Below are 17,628 nucleotides of genomic sequence, written 5' to 3'. Positions count from 1 at the left end.
CGCTGTACCCGGTATGAGCGAATACCGTATCGAGCACGACTCCATGGGCGAGGTCAGGGTTCCCGCGGACGCCAAGTGGCGGGCGCAGACGCAGCGGGCCGTGGAGAACTTCCCCGTCTCCGGGCAGCGGATCGAGCGCGCGCACATCGAGGCGCTCGCGCGGATCAAGGGCGCCGCCGCCAAGGTCAACGCGGAGCTGGGCGTGCTCGACGAGGACGTCGCGCAGGCGATCAGGTCGGCGGCCGACGAGGTCGCCGAGGGCACATGGGACGAGCACTTCCCGGTGGACGTGTTCCAGACGGGTTCCGGCACCTCGTCGAACATGAACACCAACGAGGTGCTGGCCACCCTGGCGACCGAGCGGCTCGGCCGCGACGTCCACCCCAACGACCACGTCAACGCCTCCCAGTCCTCCAACGACGTCTTCCCCTCCTCGATCCACATCGCGGCCACCGCCGCCGTCACCCGGGACCTGATCCCGGCCCTCGACCACCTCGCGGACGCGCTCACGCGCAAGGCCGAGGAGTTCGCGGACGTGGTGAAGTCGGGGCGTACGCACCTGATGGACGCCACGCCCGTCACCCTGGGCCAGGAGTTCGGCGGGTACGCGGCACAGGTGCGCTACGGCGTGGAGCGGCTGCGGGCCTCGCTGCCCCGGCTGGCCGAGCTGCCGCTGGGCGGCACCGCCGTGGGCACCGGCATCAACACCCCGCCCGGCTTCTCGGCGGCCGTCATCGAGGAGGTGGCCCGCACCACCGGGCTGCCGCTCACCGAGGCCCGCGACCACTTCGAGGCGCAGGGCGCGCGCGACGGGATCGTGGAGACCAGCGGGCAGCTGCGGACCATCGCCGTGGGCCTGACGAAGATCGCCAACGATCTGCGCTGGATGTCCTCCGGGCCGCGCACCGGGCTCGCCGAGATCTCCCTGCCCGACCTCCAGCCCGGCTCCTCGATCATGCCCGGCAAGGTCAACCCGGTCATCCCCGAGGCCGTCCTGATGGTCGCCGCGCAGGTCGTCGGCAACGACGCGACCGTGGCCACCGCGGGCGCCGCCGGCAACTTCGAGCTGAACGTGATGCTGCCGGTCATCGCGAAGAACGTGCTGGAGTCCGTCCGGCTGCTGGCCAACGTCTCGCGGCTGCTGGCCGACCGCACCGTGGACGGCGTCACCGCCCACCGGGAGCGGGCCCGCGAGTACGCCGAGTCCTCGCCGTCGGTGGTCACCTCGCTCAACAAGTACATCGGCTACGAGGAGGCCGCGAAGGTCGCCAAGAAGGCGCTCGCCGAGCAGAAGACGATCCGTCAGGTCGTCCTGGAGAGCGGGTACGTGGAGCGCGGCGACCTCACCGCGGAGCAGCTCGACGAGGCGCTGGACGTGCTGCGCATGACGCGTCCGTGACGGCGCCGCCGCGCGCGTGTGAACCCTGCCGCCCACCGCAGCGCCCGATGGCCTTCCCACCTAATATCTCTCCATGGCAGACGACGACGCGGCGGTGAGCGAAGCGGGAGCGGGCGGCCGGGCGGCCCGCTGGGCGCCCGGGAGCCAGATCCTGTGGCGCTACCGGGAGAACGGCGGCACGGGCTTCCACATCGCGCGGCCCGTGACCGTCGTCCGGGACGACGCCGAGCTGCTCGCGGTGTGGCTGGCGCCGGGCACCGAGTGCGTCAAGCCCGTCCTCGCCGACGGCACGCCCGTCCATCTGGAGCCGCTGGAGTCCCGCTACACCAAGCCGCGCGCGGTGCAGCGGGACCGGTGGTTCGGCACCGGGGTGCTGAAGCTGGCCCGGCCCGGTGAGCCCTGGTCGGTGTGGCTGTTCTGGGAGCCGGGCTGGCAGTTCAAGAACTGGTACGTGAACCTGGAGGAACCCCTGGCCCGCTGGGCGGGCGGCGTCGACTCCGAGGACCACTTTCTGGACATCTCCGTGCACCCGGACCGCAGTTGGCACTGGCGCGACGAGGACGAGTTCGCGCAGGCCCAGCGGGACGGTCTGATGGACGCCGAGCTGGCCGGACGGGTACGGGAGGCCGGCCGGGCGGCGGTGGCGGTGATCGGTTCCTGGGGTGCGCCGTTCTGCGAGAACTGGCCGCGGTGGCGACCGGATCCGTCCTGGCCGGTACCGTCACTGCCGCAGGACTGGGATCGTACGCCCGCGCATGTGTCCTCATGAGACCCTTGATGCGCCCCCGGTCGGGAAACGTAGGATCGTCCTCCGCAAGGGCGCAGGGAGGCACATGACCGGCGCAACGTGCGCAGCCGGTGCGGAGTCTGACCGTATGTCACCGAGGGGCGGCAGGACGTGAGCGAGGGGTACGAGGGCACGACCCGAGCGGGCCGCACAGGACCCGCCGGTGGCACAGGAACAGCCTCTGACCACGCCGGAAATCCGTTCCTGGGGCACGTATTCCGGGTATCGGGTCTTCGGCGGGACGAACTGCGCGCCCGGCGCGCAGCCCCGGACGGATGGATTCGACACGCGTGACGGAGCAGCCGACCTCCTTCGAACGCCCTCAGCCGGGCGCCGACCCCACGGAGCCCCGCGGGGCGGTTCTGCGTACCCCCGAACCGCCGCAGGCGGCCTTACCGCTGCAAGCGCGGCCGGAGGACGCGGCCCCCTGCCCGGCGGCGCGCGGCGCCGACGGTGAGCCCCCGGCCGCTCCCGTGCGCCCCGGTGCGGCGCCCGCCGCGGGCGGGCCGCCCGGACCGGGACCCGAGCACTCCCAGCCGGTGGCCGCCGAACCGGACCCGCACCGGCCGCGCCCCGTCCCGGAGGGCATCCCCGCCCAGCCGGACGCGGCGGCGCGCACCGCGGAGGACGCCGAGGCGGCCTCCGTGACGGCCGACGGCGCCGCCCCCGCGCCGGGCGCACCGGGCGGCCCCGACCGGCGCGCCCAGGGCGACTCCGACCGCCGTACCGGCCAGGGGCTGCCGCCCGGACGGCCGCTGCCGATGCGGCGCGACGGGGACCGGCTGCGGTTCGTGGGCGCGGCGACGCGGCGCATCGCGCGCGGCATGGACCTGGACGAGATCGTCATGGGGCTGTGCCGGGCGACGGTGCCGACCTTCTCCGACGCGATCCTGGTCTATCTGCGCGAGCCGCTGCCGGTGGGCGACGAACGGCCGGTGGGCCCGCTGGTGCTGCGGCTGCGGCGCACCGACCGGATCCCGTCCGAGCGGGACGCCGAGGTGGGTTTCCTGCCGGTGCCCGCGCCCGAGCAGCCGGCCGAGCTGTCCGTGGTCACCAACGAGCTGTGCGAGGTGCGGCCGGGCAGCGCGCTCGGCGAGGTGCTGCGCGGGGTGCGGCCGGTGTTCACCGACACCCCGTCCGCGGGTGCCGCGCTGGCCGAACTCCTCGGCGAGGGCTCGGAGCTGGCCGTGCCGCGCGGACAGCGCACGATCCTCGCCCCGCTGCGCGGGCGGCGCCGGGTCATCGGCGCGGCGCTCTTCCTGCGCCGCCCGGACCGGCCCGCCTTCGAGGGCGACGACCTGCTGGTCGCCGCCCAGCTCGCCACGCACAGCGCGCTCGGCGTCGACAAGGCCGTGCTGTACGGGCGCGAGGCGTACATCGCCGACGAGCTCCAGCGGACCATGCTCCCGGAGACGCTGCCCCGCCCCACCGGCGTACGGCTGGCGTCGCGCTATCTCCCGGCGGCGGAGACCGCGCGGGTGGGCGGCGACTGGTACGACGCGATCCCGCTGCCCGGCAGCCGGGTCGCCCTGGTCGTCGGGGACGTGATGGGGCACTCCATGACGTCGGCGGCCATCATGGGCCAGCTACGCACGACCGCGCAGACCCTGGCGGGCCTCGACCTGCCCCCGCAGGAGGTGCTGCACCACCTGGACGAGCAGGCGCAGCGGCTGGGCACCGACCGCATGGCGACCTGCCTGTACGCGGTCTACGACCCGGTCTCGCACCGCATCACCATCGCCAACGCCGGGCACCCGCCGCCGGTCCTGCTGCATCTGGGCGGCCGGGCCGAGGTGCTGCGGGTGCCGCCGGGCGCGCCGATCGGCGTCGGCGGGGTGGACTTCGAGGCGGTGGAGCTGGACGCGCCGGCCGGCGGCACGCTGCTGCTGTACACCGACGGTCTGGTGGAGTCCCGGCTGCGGGACGTGTGGACCGGCATAGAGCAGCTGCGCGAGAAGCTGGCCGCGACCGCGCAGCTCACCGGCCCGGACCATCCGCCGCCGCTGGAAGCCCTGTGCGACGAGGTGCTGGACATGCTCGGTCCGGGCGACCGGGACGACGACATCGCGCTGCTCGCCGCCCGCTTCGACGGGATCGCGCCGAGCGATGTGGCGTACTGGTTCCTGGAGCCGGAGGACTCCGCGCCCTCCCGGGCCCGCCGCCTGGCCCGCCGGGCGCTGTCCCGCTGGGGTCTGGAGGAGCTGACCGACTCGGTGGAGCTGCTGGTCAGCGAGGTCGTCACCAACGCCGTGCGGTACGCCTCGCGGCCGGTGACGCTGCGGCTGCTCCGCACCGACGTGCTGCGCTGCGAGGTCGGCGACGACGTGCCGCAGCTGCCGCGGCTGCGGCAGGCGCGCGCCACCGACGAGGGCGGCCGGGGCCTGTATCTGGTGAACCGGCTGGCCCGGCGCTGGGGCGCGACCCGGCTGAGCACCGGCAAGGTGGTCTGGTTCGAGCTGCACCGCGGCCAGCCGTAGGGACACGGACGGAGAGCCGGGAGCGGGACACCCCTCGGGGGGGTGTCCCGCTCCCGGCTCTCCGCCGTCGTGCCGCGGGTCAGCCGGCGGGCTGCCGGTCGTGCAGCTGGTGCTGGTCGTGCGGCTGTTGCTGGTCGTCCGGGTCCGGGGGGTTCCCGGCGGTGCTGCTGTCGGACGGGTCGGGCGCGGTCGGCGAATGCGTCGGCGACTGCGACGGGCTGTGGCTCGGCGACTGCGACGGGGAGTGGCTGGGCGACTGCGACGACTGCGTCGGGGAGTGGCTCGGCGACTGCGAGGGCGACTGCGACGGGGAGTGGCTCGGCGACTGGGACGACGTCGGCGGCAGGCTGGGCGTCTGCTTGGCCGCGCCCTGCGTGGTGTCCAGGTCGAACTTGCTGGTGTCGCCCATGACGCCGAAGGTGTACTCGGCCCAGATCTGCGCCGGGTAGCCACCGCCGTTGATCCGGCCGCTGCCCGGGATCAGGCCGGTGGCACCGGCCAGGCTCACATGCCGGTAGGGCGCCGCCGGCTCCTCGCCGAAGAGGCCGACCGAGGTGACCAGGCCGGGCGTGTAGCCGGTGAACCAGGCGGACTTGTTCTCGTCGGAGGTACCCGTCTTGCCCGCGACCTGCTGGTCCTCGCGCAGCGGGTTGTCGGCCACCGAGGTCTTCGCCGTACCGTCGTCGACCACGCCGGTCAGCACCGAGGTGACCGTGTCGGCGGCCTCCCGGGTGATGGCCTGGCCGCCGACCGGGTCCGGCATCTCCACCTTGCGGGTGCCGTTCTCGGCCGAGGCGACGATGGTCGGGGTGACCTCCTTGCCGTGGTTGTCGAGGGTCGCGTAGATCGCCGCCATCTCCAGCGGGCTGGCGCCCATGGAGCCGAGCGTCTGGGCGGGCACGGCCTGCATGCCCTTGGTGTCCATGCCGAGCTTGTCCGCGACGGACATCACGTTCTTCATGCCGACGTCGATGCCCATCTGCGCGAAGACGGAGTTGACCGACTTGTTCATCGCGGACTGGACGGTGATCTGGCCGTAGCTGACGTGGTCCTCGTTGGGCGGACCGAAGCCGACCTTGCTGCCGTGGTCCACGGCCTGCCGGCCGCTGGTGCCGTCGTAGACGGTGTTGGCGTCGATCGGCAGGCCGTCCTGCGTCTTGGCCTCCTCGTCCAGGGCGGCGGCGAGGATCACCGGCTTGAAGGTGGAGGCCGGCTGGAAGTCCCGCCGGGTGGCGTTGCTGGAGTAGTGCTTGAAGTAGTCCTGGCCGCCGTACAGGGCGACGATCTTGCCCGTCCTCGGGTCGACGGAGACCGCGCCCGCCTGGACGTTCTTGTCGGCCTTGCGCTTCTTCGGGTCCAGCTTGCCGGTGAGCTGCTTCTTGACGGCGCTCTCCAGCGCGGCCTGCTTCTTCTTGTCGATGTTGACCGTGATGGTCCAGCCGCGGTCGACGACGGCCGCCTCGGCCTGGGCCTGGGTGATGCCCTGTTCCTTCATCAGCTGCTGTTCGAGCTGCTTGTTGGCCAGGTCGATCAGATAGCCCTTCTGGCCGCCGAGGCCCGGCGCGCCCCTGGGCTCCTTCGGCACCGGGAACTTCATGGTCTTGCGCTTGGCGGCGTCGAGCCAGTGCTGGCCGACCATGTTGTCCAGGACGTAGTTCCAGCGGGCCTGCACCAGCCGCTTGCCGTTGGGTCCGGCGACCGCCCAGTCGTACTGGCTCGGCGCCTGGAGCAGCGCGGCGAGATAGGCGCCCTGTTCGACGGTCAGATGCTGCGCGTCCACGCGGTAGTACGCCTGCGCGGCGGCCTGGACGCCGTAGGCGCCGCGGCCGTAGTAGCTGGTGTTGATGTATCCGGCGAGGATCTCGTCCTTGGACTCGCGCCGGTCCACCTTCAGCGAGATGACCAGTTCCTTCAGCTTGCGCGTGACGGTCTGGTCCTGGGTGAGGTAGTAGTTCTTGACGTACTGCTGGGTGATCGTCGAGCCGCCCTGGGTGCCCTTGCCGGTCAGCGTGTTGAGCAGACCGCGGGTGGTGCCCTTCAGGTCGATGCCGGAGTCGTGGTAGAAGGACTTGTTCTCGGCGGCCACGAAGGTGTGCTGGACTTCCTTGGGCACCTTGTCCAGCGACACGCTCTCGCGGTTGACCTCGCCGTCCCGGGCGAGGATGGTGCCGTCGCTGTACTTGTAGACGTTGCTCTGCCGCTCGGCGGCGGCGTTGCCCTGCGGGATGTCCACGAGCATGTAGAGCACGACGAAGGCGCCGATGCCGAGCAGGCAGACGCCGAGGACCGTGCCGAGGATCTTCTTCCAGGTGAACAGCCGGCGTATGAGGCTCTTCTTCGCCTTGGCGGGCCGGGCCGCCGCGCGCCGGGCCGCGGCCCGGCCTCCCGGGGCGCCGCCCGCGGGACCGGTCCCGGCACCGGGCTGCGCGCTGCCGCCTCCGACGCCGGCCGCCGGTGTCCCGGACGAGCGCCTGGGCGCCGCGCGGCGGCCACCGCGCTGTCGCGCTCGTCTCTCTTCCGCTCGTCCCATGCGTCCGTCCGCTCCGCTTCCGTCTCGGCTGTCACTTGCGTACGACGTTCAGATCAGCTCAGAAAACTAACACCGCTCTCTGTGACAAAGGGCCCCCGATCCGTGCTTTTACGGACGTGACAATCAGCACCCGCCGTCAAGTGAACCGACGTCCGGGCCCGGTTGAGGGTTGCCGTGAGCCGATAAAGTGATATCACTTAGATAAGTAGATGCTTGCGCGTTCCTCCCTGACGGCCCTGTCCGCGCTGTTCCCATCTGCTCCTGACGTCCACGAGAAACGGGGGATCCACCATGTCCGCACCCACCCCACCCGCGGTGACCACGGCAGACGCGCCCGAGATGCCCGCGCCGCGGGTCCGGGAGTTCACCGCGCACAGCATCAAGGGCGGCCTCGCCCTGCTGCTCGGACTGCTCGGGCTGCTGATCGCCGGTGCGCTGATCCCGGCCGGCGCCGCCGTGACCGCCACCGGCGCCAAGGCCGCGCTGATCACCGTCGGTGTGCTCGTCGGCGTCGCGGCGCTGTTCTCCATGTGCGGACTGAACACCGTGGCGCCGGGCGAGGCCCGCGTCGTCCAGCTCTTCGGGCGCTACCGGGGCACCATCCGCGAGGACGGCCTGCGCTGGGTGAACCCGCTCACCTCCCGGGAGAAGATCTCCACCCGGGTGCGCAACCACGAGACCGCCGTGCTGAAGGTCAACGACGCCTACGGCAACCCGATCGAGCTGGCCGCGGTCGTGGTGTGGAACGTCCAGGACACCGCGCAGGCGTCCTTCGAGGTGGACAACTACCTGGAGTTCGTCTCCACCCAGACCGAGGCCGCGGTCCGCCACATCGCCATCGAGTACCCCTACGACGCCCACGACGAGGACGAGCTGTCGTTGCGCGGCAACGCCGAGGAGATCACCGAGAAGCTCGCCGTCGAACTGCACGCGCGCGTGGAGGCCGCCGGTGTGCGGATCATCGAGTCCCGCTTCACCCATCTCGCGTACGCTCCCGAGATCGCCTCCGCGATGCTCCAGCGCCAGCAGGCCGGCGCGGTCGTCGCGGCCCGGCGGGAGATCGTGGACGGCGCGGTCGGCATGGTCGAGGCGGCGCTCAGCCGGATCGCCGAGCAGGACATCGTGGAACTCGACGAGGAGCGGAAGGCGGCGATGGTGTCGAACCTGATGGTCGTGCTGTGCGGGGACCGGGCGCCCCAGCCCGTCCTCAACACCGGGACGCTCTACCAGTGACCTCCGCGACGGATCCGTCCGAGGGAGCCGCCCCCCGGCGGCGGCCGCAGCAGCGCAAGCAGGTTCTGCTGCGGCTGGACCCGTCGGTCTACGACGCGCTCGCGCGCTGGGCCTCCGACGAGCTCCGGTCGGCCAACGCCCAGATCGAGTACCTGCTGCGCCGCGCCCTCGCCGAGGCGGGCCGCCTGCCGGGCGAGACCGGCCCGCTGCCGCGCCGCGGCCGCCCCCCGCGCAGCACCCCGCCGCGCCCGCAGTAGCCCTCCGGTCCCGCTCGGGGCCGGGCCCCCTCCCCAGGCCGCCCGCCGCCCGTAGCGGAAACGTGACAATAGGCTCTGACCTGGGCTTTCACCCCCTCGCCGTCCCCCCGAAGATCCTCTACACACTGGGCGTATACATGGTGTGTATACGCGGTGTGTAGAGTGCTCCGCATGTCCATCGGTCACACCCTCCTGGGTCTCCTGGAGTCCGGGCCACGCCACGGCTACGACCTGAAGCGGGCCTTCGACGAGACGTTCGGTCACGACCGGCCGCTGCACTACGGCCAGGTCTACTCGACGATGTCGCGGCTGCTGAAGAACGGCCTCGTCGAAGTCGACGGGATCGAGGCCGGCGGCGGCCCCGAACGCAAGCGCTACGCCATCACCGAGGCCGGCATCACCGATGTCGAGCAGTGGCTGGCCACCCCCGAGAAGCCCGAGCCGTACCTCCAGTCGACCCTCTACACCAAGGTCGTCCTGGCGCTGCTCACCGAGCGCGACGCGGCCGACGTCCTCGACACCCAGCGCAGCGAGCACCTGCGCAGCATGCGGATCCTCACCGACCGCAAGCGCAAGGGCGACCTGGCCGACCAGCTGATCTGCGACCATGCCCTGTTCCATCTGGAGGCCGACCTGCGGTGGCTCGAACTCACCGCCGCGCGCCTCGAAAAACTCCGTGAGGCGGTGACCCGGTGACTCCTCCCCCCGGCTCCCTGTTGTCTGCCGAGAACCTGTACAAGGCCTACGGCGCCACCCCCGCGCTGGACGGCGCCGACTTCTCCATCCACCCCGGCGAGGTCGTCGCGGTGATGGGCCCCTCCGGCTCCGGCAAGTCCACGCTGCTGCACTGCCTGGCCGGGATCGTCACCCCGGACTCGGGTTCGATCCTCTACGACGGCCGTGAGCTGTCCACCATGACCGATGCCCAGCGCAGCGCGCTCAGGCGCTCGGAGTTCGGCTTCGTCTTCCAGTTCGGCCAGCTCGTGCCCGAGCTGACCTGCGTGGAGAACGTCGCCCTTCCGCTGCGGCTGAGCGGCACCCCGCGCAAGGAGGCCGAGCGCGCCGCGCTGAAGTGGATGAGCCGCCTGGAGGTCGACGATCTCGGCAAGAAGCGGCCCGGCGAGGTCTCCGGCGGTCAGGGGCAGCGCGTCGCCGTCGCCCGCTCGCTGGTCACCGGCCCGCGGGTGCTGTTCGCCGACGAGCCGACCGGCGCCCTCGACTCGCTCAACGGCGAGCGCGTGATGGAACTCCTCACCGAGGCCGCCCGGTCCACCAACGCCGCCGTCGTGCTGGTCACGCACGAGGCGCGGGTGGCCGCGTACTCCGACCGCGAGATCGTCGTCCGCGACGGCAAGTCCCGGGACATGGAGCGCATCGTATGAATGCCCGCCAGTGGGCCCGTGATCTCAGGATGGGCGCCAAGTTCGCCTTCACCGGCGGACGCGAGGGCTGGACCCGGGTGCTGCTGACGGCCGTCGGCGTCGGACTCGGTGTGGCGCTGCTGCTGCTGACCACCGCGATCCCCGACGCGCTGTCGGTGCGCCACCAGCGCGACGAGGCCCGCTCCGACTACACGTACAGCCAGAAGGTGCCGGCCAAGGCCGACAACACCTTCCTCATCTCCGACATCGACACCGATTACAAGGACAAGGAGATCCGCGGCCGGCTGGTGGAGCCGGAAGGGCCGCGGGCCGCGCTTCCCCCTGGGGTCGGCGCGTACCCGGCGGTCGGCGACATGGTCGTCTCCCCCGCGCTGAAGAAGCTGCTGGAGTCCGGCGACGGCGAACTGCTGCGCAAGCGGCTGCCGTACCGGATCTCCGGGACGATCGCCGAGGACGGGCTCATCGGCTCGCAGGAACTCGCCTACTACGCCGGTGTCCAGGGCCTCGCGCCGTACATGGACGGCTGGAAGACGGCCCGGCTCACCGAGTACGGCTCGCCGAACCGGACGCCCGAGCGGCAGGACCCGGTCCTGATCCTGCTGGTGCTGGTCGTCTTCGTGGTGCTGCTGATGCCGGTGGCCGTGTTCATCACCGCGGCCGTGCGCTTCGGCGGCGAGCGGCGCGACCGCAGGCTGGCCGCGCTGCGGCTGGTCGGCTCCGACAGCCGCATGACCCGCCGGATCGCGGCGGGCGAGGCGCTGGCGGGCTCGCTGCTCGGACTGGTCTTCGGCACGGTCTTCTTCCTGATCGGCCGTGAGGCGGCGGGTTCGGTGGAGGTCGTCGGGATCAGCGTGTTCCCCAGCTACCTCAACCCGACGCCCGCGCTGGCCGCGCTGGTCGCCGTCGCCGTCCCGGCAGCGGCGGTGCTGGTCACCCTGCTCGCGCTGCGCGGTGTGGTCATCGAACCGCTCGGCGTGGTCCGCACGGCCAAGCCCTCGCGGCGCCGCCTGTGGTGGCGGCTGGTGCTGCCGGTGGCCGGTCTGGCGATGCTCGCGCCGATGATCGGCAAGGGGCGCGGGGACGGGAACTTCAACCAGTTCCTGGTCTCCGGCGGTGTCATCCTGCTGCTGGTCGGCGTGACCGCGCTGCTGCCGTGGATCGTGGAGGCGGTCGTCGCCCGGCTGGGCAGCGGCTCGGTCTCCTGGCAGCTCGCCGTACGGCGGCTCCAGCTCAGCAGCGGCACCGCGGCCCGCACCGTGAACGGCATCTCGGTCGCGGTGGCCGGCGCCATCGCCCTCCAGATGCTCTTCGCGGGCGTCCAGGGCGACTACACCAAGGCGTCCAAGAACGACCTGGACCGGGCCCAGATCCAGGTGCAGCTCTCGCACGGGGTCGCCACCGACCCGGCCGTCGCCGGCTTCCTGGCGACCCGGGGCGTGACCAGGGCGGTCGCCCTGTCGGGCGCCAACGTCAGCGCCACCTCCCACACGGCGGCCGACGGACCCCAGCAGAGCTCCGAGGTCACCATCGGCAACTGCGCCGCCCTGCGCGAGGTCGCGAAGCTGCCCTCCTGCCGCGACGGCGACGTCTTCGTCGTCCGGGGTGCCGACTACGACACCGACACCCCGGCGCTCGCCAAGCCCGGCAAGAAGCTCTTCATGGACAGCTCGCAGGGCGCGGAACCCAGCAGCGAGGTGCGCTGGACCGTGCCGCAGGGCCTGAAGACGGTGCAGGCCATCAAGGACCCCACCGGCATGGAGCACGGCGGCTTCCTGCTGACCCGGGGCGCGGTGCCGGCGGCGGTCGCGAAGAAGGCCGGCACCCAGGTCTACGTCTCGCTCGACGAGTCGGTGCGCGACGCCCGCGACCAGGTGCGCAACACCGCCGCGCGGGTGGACCGGCTGGCCAACGTGATGACCTGGACGCGCAACGACGTGTCCAAGAAGTTCGCCTCGATCCGCACCGGGCTGCTGGTCGGCGCGGTCTGTGTGCTGACGCTGATCGGCGCGAGCCTGCTGGTGTCCCAGCTGGAGCAGCTGCGCGAGCGCCGGAAGCTGCTGTCGGCGCTGGTCGCCTTCGGCACCCGGCGGCGCACGCTGAGCCTGTCCGTGCTGTGGCAGACGGTCGTCCCGGTCACCCTCGGACTGCTGCTGTCCCTGGCCGTGGGCCTCACCCTGGGCACGGTCCTGCTGAAGATGACGGACACGACCGTCGGCATCGACTGGCCGAGCGTGCTGACCATGACCGGCATCGGCGCGGCGATCGCGGTCGCGGTCGCGGTGCTCAGCATGCCGCCGCTGCTGCGCATGATGCGCCCGGAGGGCCTGCGTACGGAGTGACCTCCGTCCGGCCGCTCACCGGCTGACCGGCCCAGGGCCCCTCTCCGCATGCGGAGAGGGGCCCTGTCGCGTTCCCCGTTCTCCTGCCGGGTGCCGGGCCGTCAGACCCCGGCGTCCAGGACCCGGACCGGCAGGGCGCGCAGATCGGTGCGCAGGGCGGTGGCGAGCTGGGTGTACTCGGCGGCGCGGGCGGCGCCGGTGCGCATGGCCAGGGCGATCCGGCGGGCCGGGGCGGGATCGGCGAAGTAGCCGGTGAGGAGCTGGTTGCTGCGGGAGATCTCCACCTTGAGCGCGGTGCGCGGCAGCAGGGTGCAGCCCAGGCCCCCGGCGACGAGCTGGACCAGGGTGGACAGACCGGCGGCGGTGGTGGTCACCGGGGCGTCCTCGCGCCCGGCCTCGCGGCAGATGTCCAGCGCCTGGTCGCGCAGGCAGTGACCCTCGTCCAGGAGCAGCAGGTTCAGTTCCCTGAGGGACTCGCGGGGTATGCCCTCACGGCCGCCGAGCCGGTGGTCGAGCGGGGTGACCAGTACGAAGTCCTCGTCGAACAGCGGCAGTTCGGTGACGCCGGGGACACCGAGCGGCACGGCGAGCAGCAGCAGGTCGAGGCGGCCGCCGGACAGCCCGTCCAGCAGGCTCGCGGTCTGCTCCTCGTGGACCTGGAGGTCGAGGTCGGGATAGCGGTCGTGGACCAGGCGCAGGACCGTGGGCAGCAGATAGGGCGCGACGGTGGGGATGACGCCGAGGCGCAGCACGCCGGTGAAGGGCGCCCGGACCGCCTCGGCGTCCTCGATCAGCGCGCCGACCTCGTCCAGGACCGCCCTGGCCCGTACGGCGAGGCGTTCACCGGCGGGCGAGAGCAGCACCTTACGGGTCGTGCGCTCCACCAGCGTCACGCCGAGGGTCTCCTCCAGGGCGGAGACGGCACCGGAGAGCGCCGGCTGGCTCATGCCGATCGCGGCGGCGGCGTCCCGGAAGTGCAGATGCTCGGCGACGGCCGCGAAGGCGCGGAGCTGGGAGAGGCTGGGCAGGGGCCTGCGCCGTGCGGCATTACCGACAGTCACTGATAACTACCTCCGATCAACACGACCGAGTGTAGCTATTTCCGTAATCAATCGAGTCTGTGCCAACATCATCGAGGTCCAACCCATGGGAAACACGAGCAATACCCGTGTTTCTTCGCTGCAAGGAGAGCGTGTGCTCACTGTCGGTGACAAGTTCCCCGAGTTCGAACTGACCGCCTGCGTCTCGCTGGAGAAGGGCGCCGAGTTCGAGAAGATCGACCACAAGACCTACGAGGGCAAGTGGAAGGTGATCTTCGCTTGGCCCAAGGACTTCACCTTCGTGTGCCCGACCGAGATCGCGGCCTTCGGCAAGCTGAACGACGAGTTCGCCGACCGCGACGCCCAGATCCTCGGCTTCTCCGGTGACTCGGAGTTCGTCCACCACGCCTGGCGCAAGGACCACGACGACCTGCGCGACCTGCCCTTCCCGATGATGGCCGACTCCAAGCACGAGCTGATGCGCGACCTGGGCATCGAGGGCGAGGACGGCTTCGCCAAGCGCGCGGTCTTCGTCGTGGACCAGAACAACGAGATCCAGTTCTCCATGGTGACGGCGGGCTCGGTCGGCCGTAACCCCAAGGAGGTCCTGCGGGTCCTGGACGCGCTCCAGACGGACGAGCTGTGCCCGTGCAACTGGAGCAAGGGCGACGAGACCCTCGACCCGGTCGCGCTGCTGGCTGGTGAGTGAGGCATGTCCCTCGACTCCCTGAAGGCCGCCGTCCCGGACTACGCCAAGGACCTGCGGCTCAACCTGGGCTCGGTCATCGGCAACAGCGACCTGCCCGCGCAGCAGCTGTGGGGCACGGTGCTGGCCACGGCCATCGCCTCGCGTTCGCCGATCGTGCTGCGCGAGCTGGAGCCGGAGGCGAAGGCCAACCTCACGCCGGAGGCGTACACGGCGGCCAAGTCCGCCGCCGCGATCATGGCGATGAACAACGTCTTCTACCGCACCCGGCACCTGCTGTCGGACCATGAGTACGGCACCCTGCGCGCCGGGCTGCGGATGAACGTCATCGGCAACCCCGGTGTCGACAAGACCGACTTCGAGCTGTGGTCCTTCGCCGTCTCGGCGATCAACGGCTGCGGCATGTGCCTGGACTCGCACGAGCAGGTGCTGCGCAAGGCCGGCGTCGACCGCGAGGTCGTCCAGGAAGCCTTCAAGATCGCCTCGGTCGTGCAGGCCGTCGGTGTGACGCTGGAGGCGGAGGCCGTCCTCTCCGAGTGAGGTCGCGCACACGTCCGAAGGGCCCCATCCGCTGTGCGGGTGGGGCCCTTCGCCGTCCGGGCGGGCGGGCAGTGCTACGGGAGCGGCGGTCCCAGGCGCAGGGTCAGGGCGCCGTCGTCGGCGCCGTGTTCCCGGACCGTCCAGGTGCGGGCGGGCAGCCGGGTGCCCGCGCGGGTGGTGTACGCCTCGACGGCGAGGGCCGCCTCGCCCGCCTCGGAGACCAGTACCTCCGCCGCCGCCTCCTCGCCGTCGGCGAAGCGCAGCCGCAGCCCGCAGGGCCGCGCGGAGGTGAGGCCGTCGACGCGCACCCGGGCGCCGGGGAAGAGATGGGTGTGGCCGACATGCGCCTCGGTCATGGGCCCCTGCCCTCCTGTCCGGTCCCGCGGCCCGGCCGCGCGGGGCGCGCGCTCCGGCGCGTCCGGACCCGCCGCCTCGCAGCCATCGTCACCCGGGGCCCGTCGGCGCGCACGCCGACGCGCTCCCGCTCCCCCGCCGCGCGCTACGTCCCCTCGGGGGCGGGCGGCAGGGTGCCCGTGGACGGCGGGGTGGTCCCGGGCGGCACGGCCGGTGCGGACGGCTCCGCCGGGGCCGCCGTGACGGCGAGGGCCGCCGGTGTCCCGGCCACGGCCGTCGCGCCCGCCGGCTGCCGCTGCGTCTGCCGCAGCGCCGCCTCCCGGGCGTACTGCCGCAGATAGCCGACCACCGTGTTGGTCACCGCCACCAGCGGCACGGCCACCACCGCGCCGCCGATCCCGGCGACCAGGCCGCCCGCCGCGACGGAGAGCACCACGGCCAGCGGATGCACCCGCACCGCCCGGCCCAGGATGAACGGCTGGAGGATGTGCCCCTCGATCTGCTGCACGGCGAGGACGACGACGAGCGTCATCACCGCGGTGAACACCCCCTGGGTGACCAGCGCGACCACCACCGCGAGCGCACCGGACACCACCGCGCCGACCAGCGGGATGAAGGCGAACAGGAAGATGAACACGGCCAGCGGCACCGCCATCGGCACGTTCAGGAAGTAGATCCCGAGCCCGATGAAGATCGCGTCGATCATGGCCACGATCACCGTGCCGCGCACATACGCCGTCAGCGTGCGCCAGGCGCGCGGACCGGCACCGGCCACGCCCGGACGGGCCGCCGCCGGCACCAGCTTCAGCGTCCACTCCCAGATGCGCCGTCCGTCGTAGAGCAGGAACAGCGTCGAGAACATGGTCAGCAGGATCCCGGTCAGGGCCTCCACGATGACCGTGACGCCCTCCAGACCGGCCGACGTTATCTGGTCGGTGTTGGCGCCGATGGCGTCCCTCAGGCTCTTGGCGATCTGGTTGATCTGCTTGTCGGTGACGTGGAAGGGGCTGTTCAGCAGCCACTTGCGCAGATCGTCGATGCCGGCCTGGATCTGGTTGGAGAGGTTGTCGATGTTCTCCATGACCTGCCAGGTCACGAACCAGCCGATCAGGCCCATGATGACGAAGCCGAGGATCGCGGTGAGCGCGGTGGCCGGTCCGCGCGGCAGCCCGTAGCGGCGCAGCCGGGCCACGGTGGGCTGGAGCAGCGCCGTGATCAGCAGCGCGGCGACGAAGGCCAGCACCACGAGCTGGACGGCGCTGATCACCTTCATCAGCACCCAGACGGTGCCGGCGAGGACGAGGACGCGCCAGCCGGCCTCGGCGGCGACCCGCACACCCCAGGGCACGGCCTGAGCGGGGTCGGGGCGGGCCGGGACGACCGTCACGTGTTCGGGTTCGGGTCCGGGTCCGGCGGCCGGTACCGGTTCGGCGGAGCGCTCGGGACCGGGCCCGGTGTGTTCCTGCTCCACCTCGGCCCGCCGCTCGTCCAACCGCTCACCCATCTCGCTCAGTCCGGCGCCGAGCCGGCCGAGCCATTGTGGAACTCGCGACATGATCCGTCCTCTTCCCCCGTCTCTGACCACCACGCCCCCTGGAGTCGTTGCGACAGACGCTACAGGGCAAAAGCCCCTCCCCCTAGGACGGGGAGGGGCTGTGCGGGGTTGAGCGCGCGGGGCGGCTCAGTAGTTGTGGTTCGCCATCCAGTACGACCACGCGCCGCACGGGCTGCCGTAGCGGACGTTCATGTAGTTGAGGCCCCACTTGATCTGGGTGGCCGGGTTGGTCTGCCAGTCGGCGCCCGCGGAGGCCATCTTGCCCGCGGGCAGCGCCTGGACGAGGCCGTACGCGCCCGAAGAGGGGTTGACCGCCCGGTAGTTCCAGGTGGACTCGTGGTCCACGATGTTGCTGAAGCACTGGAACTGGCCGCTCGGCACGATCTGCCGGGCGATCGCCTGCACCTGGGCCACGGTGTAGGAGCCCTGGACGGGGAAGTCGGAGGCGTCCCGGGTGCTGCGCGTGGTCGCCTTCTCGCGCTCCTCCCGCTCCTTGGCCTCCTGGGCCGCCTTCTCGGCGTCCTTCTTCTTGGCGATCGCGGTCTCGGCGGCTGCCTTGCGGGCCGCCTCCTCGGCGTCCTTCTTGGCGCTGGCGTCCGCGGCGATGGCCTGGACGTCCGCCTGCTGCGTCAGGGACGCGGTCTGCACGGGGGCCTGCTGGCCCACCGGGATGTCCGCGAGGAGTGTGGCGTCGGCTGCCGTCGCCTCGACGTCGTTGTTCTGGGCGGTGCTGCCCGAGGCAACACCGACGACGCTTCCGACAGCGGTGACCGCGGTGGCGGAGGCCACTGCGAATCCCCGGACCGAGATCCGGCTCACACGGTTTCCTTCCAGCATCGCCCGCCTCGGTGACCCTGGCGGACGCGATCGTGCCCCTGGCACTGGCCTCCCAACTGCGGGGTCACGGAGGCACGGGCCCGGTGCGCAACTCCCCCTGCGGGAAGCGCCGCGTGCTGCTGCGGGCGGCATACGACGACGTTATGGAGTTGACGGTGGTGCTCAAGGGGCGCGATGCCGCTGGGGGCACAG

15 protein-coding genes are annotated in these 17,628 nt (G+C 71.8%); 10 read left to right on the top strand and 5 right to left on the bottom strand.

What is annotated here, in order from left to right; all coding sequences use genetic code 11:
* Positions 1-13 precede the first annotated feature (13 nt).
* From B086_RS0104300 to B086_RS0104290, 3 genes are all read left to right on the top strand, one after another.
* Positions 14-1,399 carry a class II fumarate hydratase gene (locus B086_RS0104300; protein WP_018565171.1) on the top strand — a complete coding sequence of 462 codons (1,386 nt, stop codon included), beginning with the start codon at positions 14-16 and terminating at the stop codon, positions 1,397-1,399.
* Between the two features lie 73 nt (positions 1,400-1,472).
* On the top strand, positions 1,473-2,168 hold the full coding sequence (locus B086_RS0104295) for a DUF402 domain-containing protein (protein WP_018565170.1): 696 nt from the start codon (positions 1,473-1,475) through the stop codon (positions 2,166-2,168).
* Positions 2,169-2,476: 308 nt separating this feature from the next.
* Positions 2,477-4,663, top strand: coding sequence for a SpoIIE family protein phosphatase (locus B086_RS0104290; RefSeq protein WP_018565169.1), 2,187 nt, complete (start codon positions 2,477-2,479; stop codon positions 4,661-4,663).
* 79 nt (positions 4,664-4,742) lie between these two features.
* Here B086_RS0104290 and B086_RS39090 read toward each other — a convergent pair whose 3' ends face one another.
* Positions 4,743-7,193, bottom strand: a complete 2,451-nt coding sequence (locus B086_RS39090) for a transglycosylase domain-containing protein (protein ID WP_018565168.1) — start codon at positions 7,191-7,193, stop codon at positions 4,743-4,745.
* A 291-nt stretch (positions 7,194-7,484) separates the two neighbouring features.
* Here B086_RS39090 and B086_RS0104280 point away from each other — a divergent pair, with 291 nt between their 5' ends.
* From B086_RS0104280 to B086_RS0104260, 5 genes are all read left to right on the top strand, one after another.
* Positions 7,485-8,426, top strand: a complete 942-nt coding sequence (locus B086_RS0104280; protein WP_018565167.1) for an SPFH domain-containing protein — start codon at positions 7,485-7,487, stop codon at positions 8,424-8,426.
* Positions 8,423-8,683 (top strand): hypothetical protein, encoded by a 261-nt coding sequence (locus B086_RS0104275; RefSeq protein ID WP_018565166.1) that lies wholly within the window; start codon positions 8,423-8,425, stop codon positions 8,681-8,683. The genes B086_RS0104280 and B086_RS0104275 overlap by 4 nt, the downstream gene beginning before the upstream one ends.
* Positions 8,684-8,854: 171 nt before the next feature.
* Positions 8,855-9,379 carry a PadR family transcriptional regulator gene (locus B086_RS0104270; protein WP_026252091.1) on the top strand — a complete coding sequence of 175 codons (525 nt, stop codon included), beginning with the start codon at positions 8,855-8,857 and terminating at the stop codon, positions 9,377-9,379.
* Positions 9,376-10,065, top strand: coding sequence for an ABC transporter ATP-binding protein (locus B086_RS0104265; RefSeq protein ID WP_026252090.1), 690 nt, complete (start codon positions 9,376-9,378; stop codon positions 10,063-10,065). Before B086_RS0104270 ends, B086_RS0104265 begins: the two co-directional genes overlap by 4 nt.
* Positions 10,062-12,404 carry an ABC transporter permease gene (locus B086_RS0104260; protein WP_026252089.1) on the top strand — a complete coding sequence of 781 codons (2,343 nt, stop codon included), beginning with the start codon at positions 10,062-10,064 and terminating at the stop codon, positions 12,402-12,404. The genes B086_RS0104265 and B086_RS0104260 overlap by 4 nt, the downstream gene beginning before the upstream one ends.
* 101 nt (positions 12,405-12,505) lie before the next feature.
* On the opposite strand, the gene B086_RS0104255 is transcribed toward B086_RS0104260, so the two are convergent.
* Positions 12,506-13,465, bottom strand: coding sequence for a LysR substrate-binding domain-containing protein (locus B086_RS0104255; protein ID WP_018565162.1), 960 nt, complete (start codon positions 13,463-13,465; stop codon positions 12,506-12,508).
* A gap of 133 nt (positions 13,466-13,598) precedes the next feature.
* Between B086_RS0104255 and B086_RS0104250 the strand changes: the two genes are divergently transcribed.
* Positions 13,599-14,153: a peroxiredoxin gene (locus B086_RS0104250; protein ID WP_018565161.1), complete on the top strand. Its 555-nt coding sequence runs from the start codon at positions 13,599-13,601 to the stop codon at positions 14,151-14,153.
* Positions 14,154-14,156: 3 nt separating this feature from the next.
* Complete coding sequence (locus tag B086_RS0104245; protein WP_018565160.1) at positions 14,157-14,690, top strand: alkyl hydroperoxide reductase; 534 nt, start codon at positions 14,157-14,159, stop codon at positions 14,688-14,690.
* Between the two features lie 74 nt (positions 14,691-14,764).
* On the opposite strand, the gene B086_RS0104240 is transcribed toward B086_RS0104245, so the two are convergent.
* The 3 genes from B086_RS0104240 to B086_RS0104230 form a co-directional block, all read right to left on the bottom strand.
* Positions 14,765-15,046 carry a hypothetical protein gene (locus B086_RS0104240; protein ID WP_018565159.1) on the bottom strand — a complete coding sequence of 94 codons (282 nt, stop codon included), beginning with the start codon at positions 15,044-15,046 and terminating at the stop codon, positions 14,765-14,767.
* A gap of 143 nt (positions 15,047-15,189) precedes the next feature.
* On the bottom strand, positions 15,190-16,599 hold the full coding sequence (locus B086_RS39085; RefSeq protein ID WP_051115747.1) for an AI-2E family transporter: 1,410 nt from the start codon (positions 16,597-16,599) through the stop codon (positions 15,190-15,192).
* Between the two features lie 126 nt (positions 16,600-16,725).
* Positions 16,726-17,418 carry a transglycosylase SLT domain-containing protein gene (locus B086_RS0104230; RefSeq protein ID WP_018565157.1) on the bottom strand — a complete coding sequence of 231 codons (693 nt, stop codon included), beginning with the start codon at positions 17,416-17,418 and terminating at the stop codon, positions 16,726-16,728.
* Between the last annotated feature and the right edge of the window lie 210 nt (positions 17,419-17,628).

Source organism: Streptomyces sp. PsTaAH-124 (assembly GCF_000373685.1).
GTDB lineage: Bacteria > Actinomycetota > Actinomycetes > Streptomycetales > Streptomycetaceae > Streptomyces > Streptomyces andamanensis.
The sequence above is the reverse complement of the archived record's forward strand: the minus strand, read 5'-3'. Positions and strand labels throughout refer to the sequence as shown.

Coding starts and splice junctions, on each gene's coding strand:
- B086_RS0104300 (WP_018565171.1), top strand. CDS start 14: ATGAGCGAATACCGTATCGAGCACGACTCCATGGGCGAGGTCAGGGTT.
- B086_RS0104270 (WP_026252091.1), top strand. CDS start 8,855: ATGTCCATCGGTCACACCCTCCTGGGTCTCCTGGAGTCCGGGCCACGC.
- B086_RS0104280 (WP_018565167.1), top strand. CDS start 7,485: ATGTCCGCACCCACCCCACCCGCGGTGACCACGGCAGACGCGCCCGAG.
- B086_RS0104260 (WP_026252089.1), top strand. CDS start 10,062: ATGAATGCCCGCCAGTGGGCCCGTGATCTCAGGATGGGCGCCAAGTTC.
- B086_RS0104240 (WP_018565159.1), bottom strand. CDS start 15,046: ATGACCGAGGCGCATGTCGGCCACACCCATCTCTTCCCCGGCGCCCGG.
- B086_RS39090 (WP_018565168.1), bottom strand. CDS start 7,193: ATGGGACGAGCGGAAGAGAGACGAGCGCGACAGCGCGGTGGCCGCCGC.
- B086_RS0104245 (WP_018565160.1), top strand. CDS start 14,157: ATGTCCCTCGACTCCCTGAAGGCCGCCGTCCCGGACTACGCCAAGGAC.
- B086_RS0104295 (WP_018565170.1), top strand. CDS start 1,473: ATGGCAGACGACGACGCGGCGGTGAGCGAAGCGGGAGCGGGCGGCCGG.
- B086_RS39085 (WP_051115747.1), bottom strand. CDS start 16,599: ATGTCGCGAGTTCCACAATGGCTCGGCCGGCTCGGCGCCGGACTGAGC.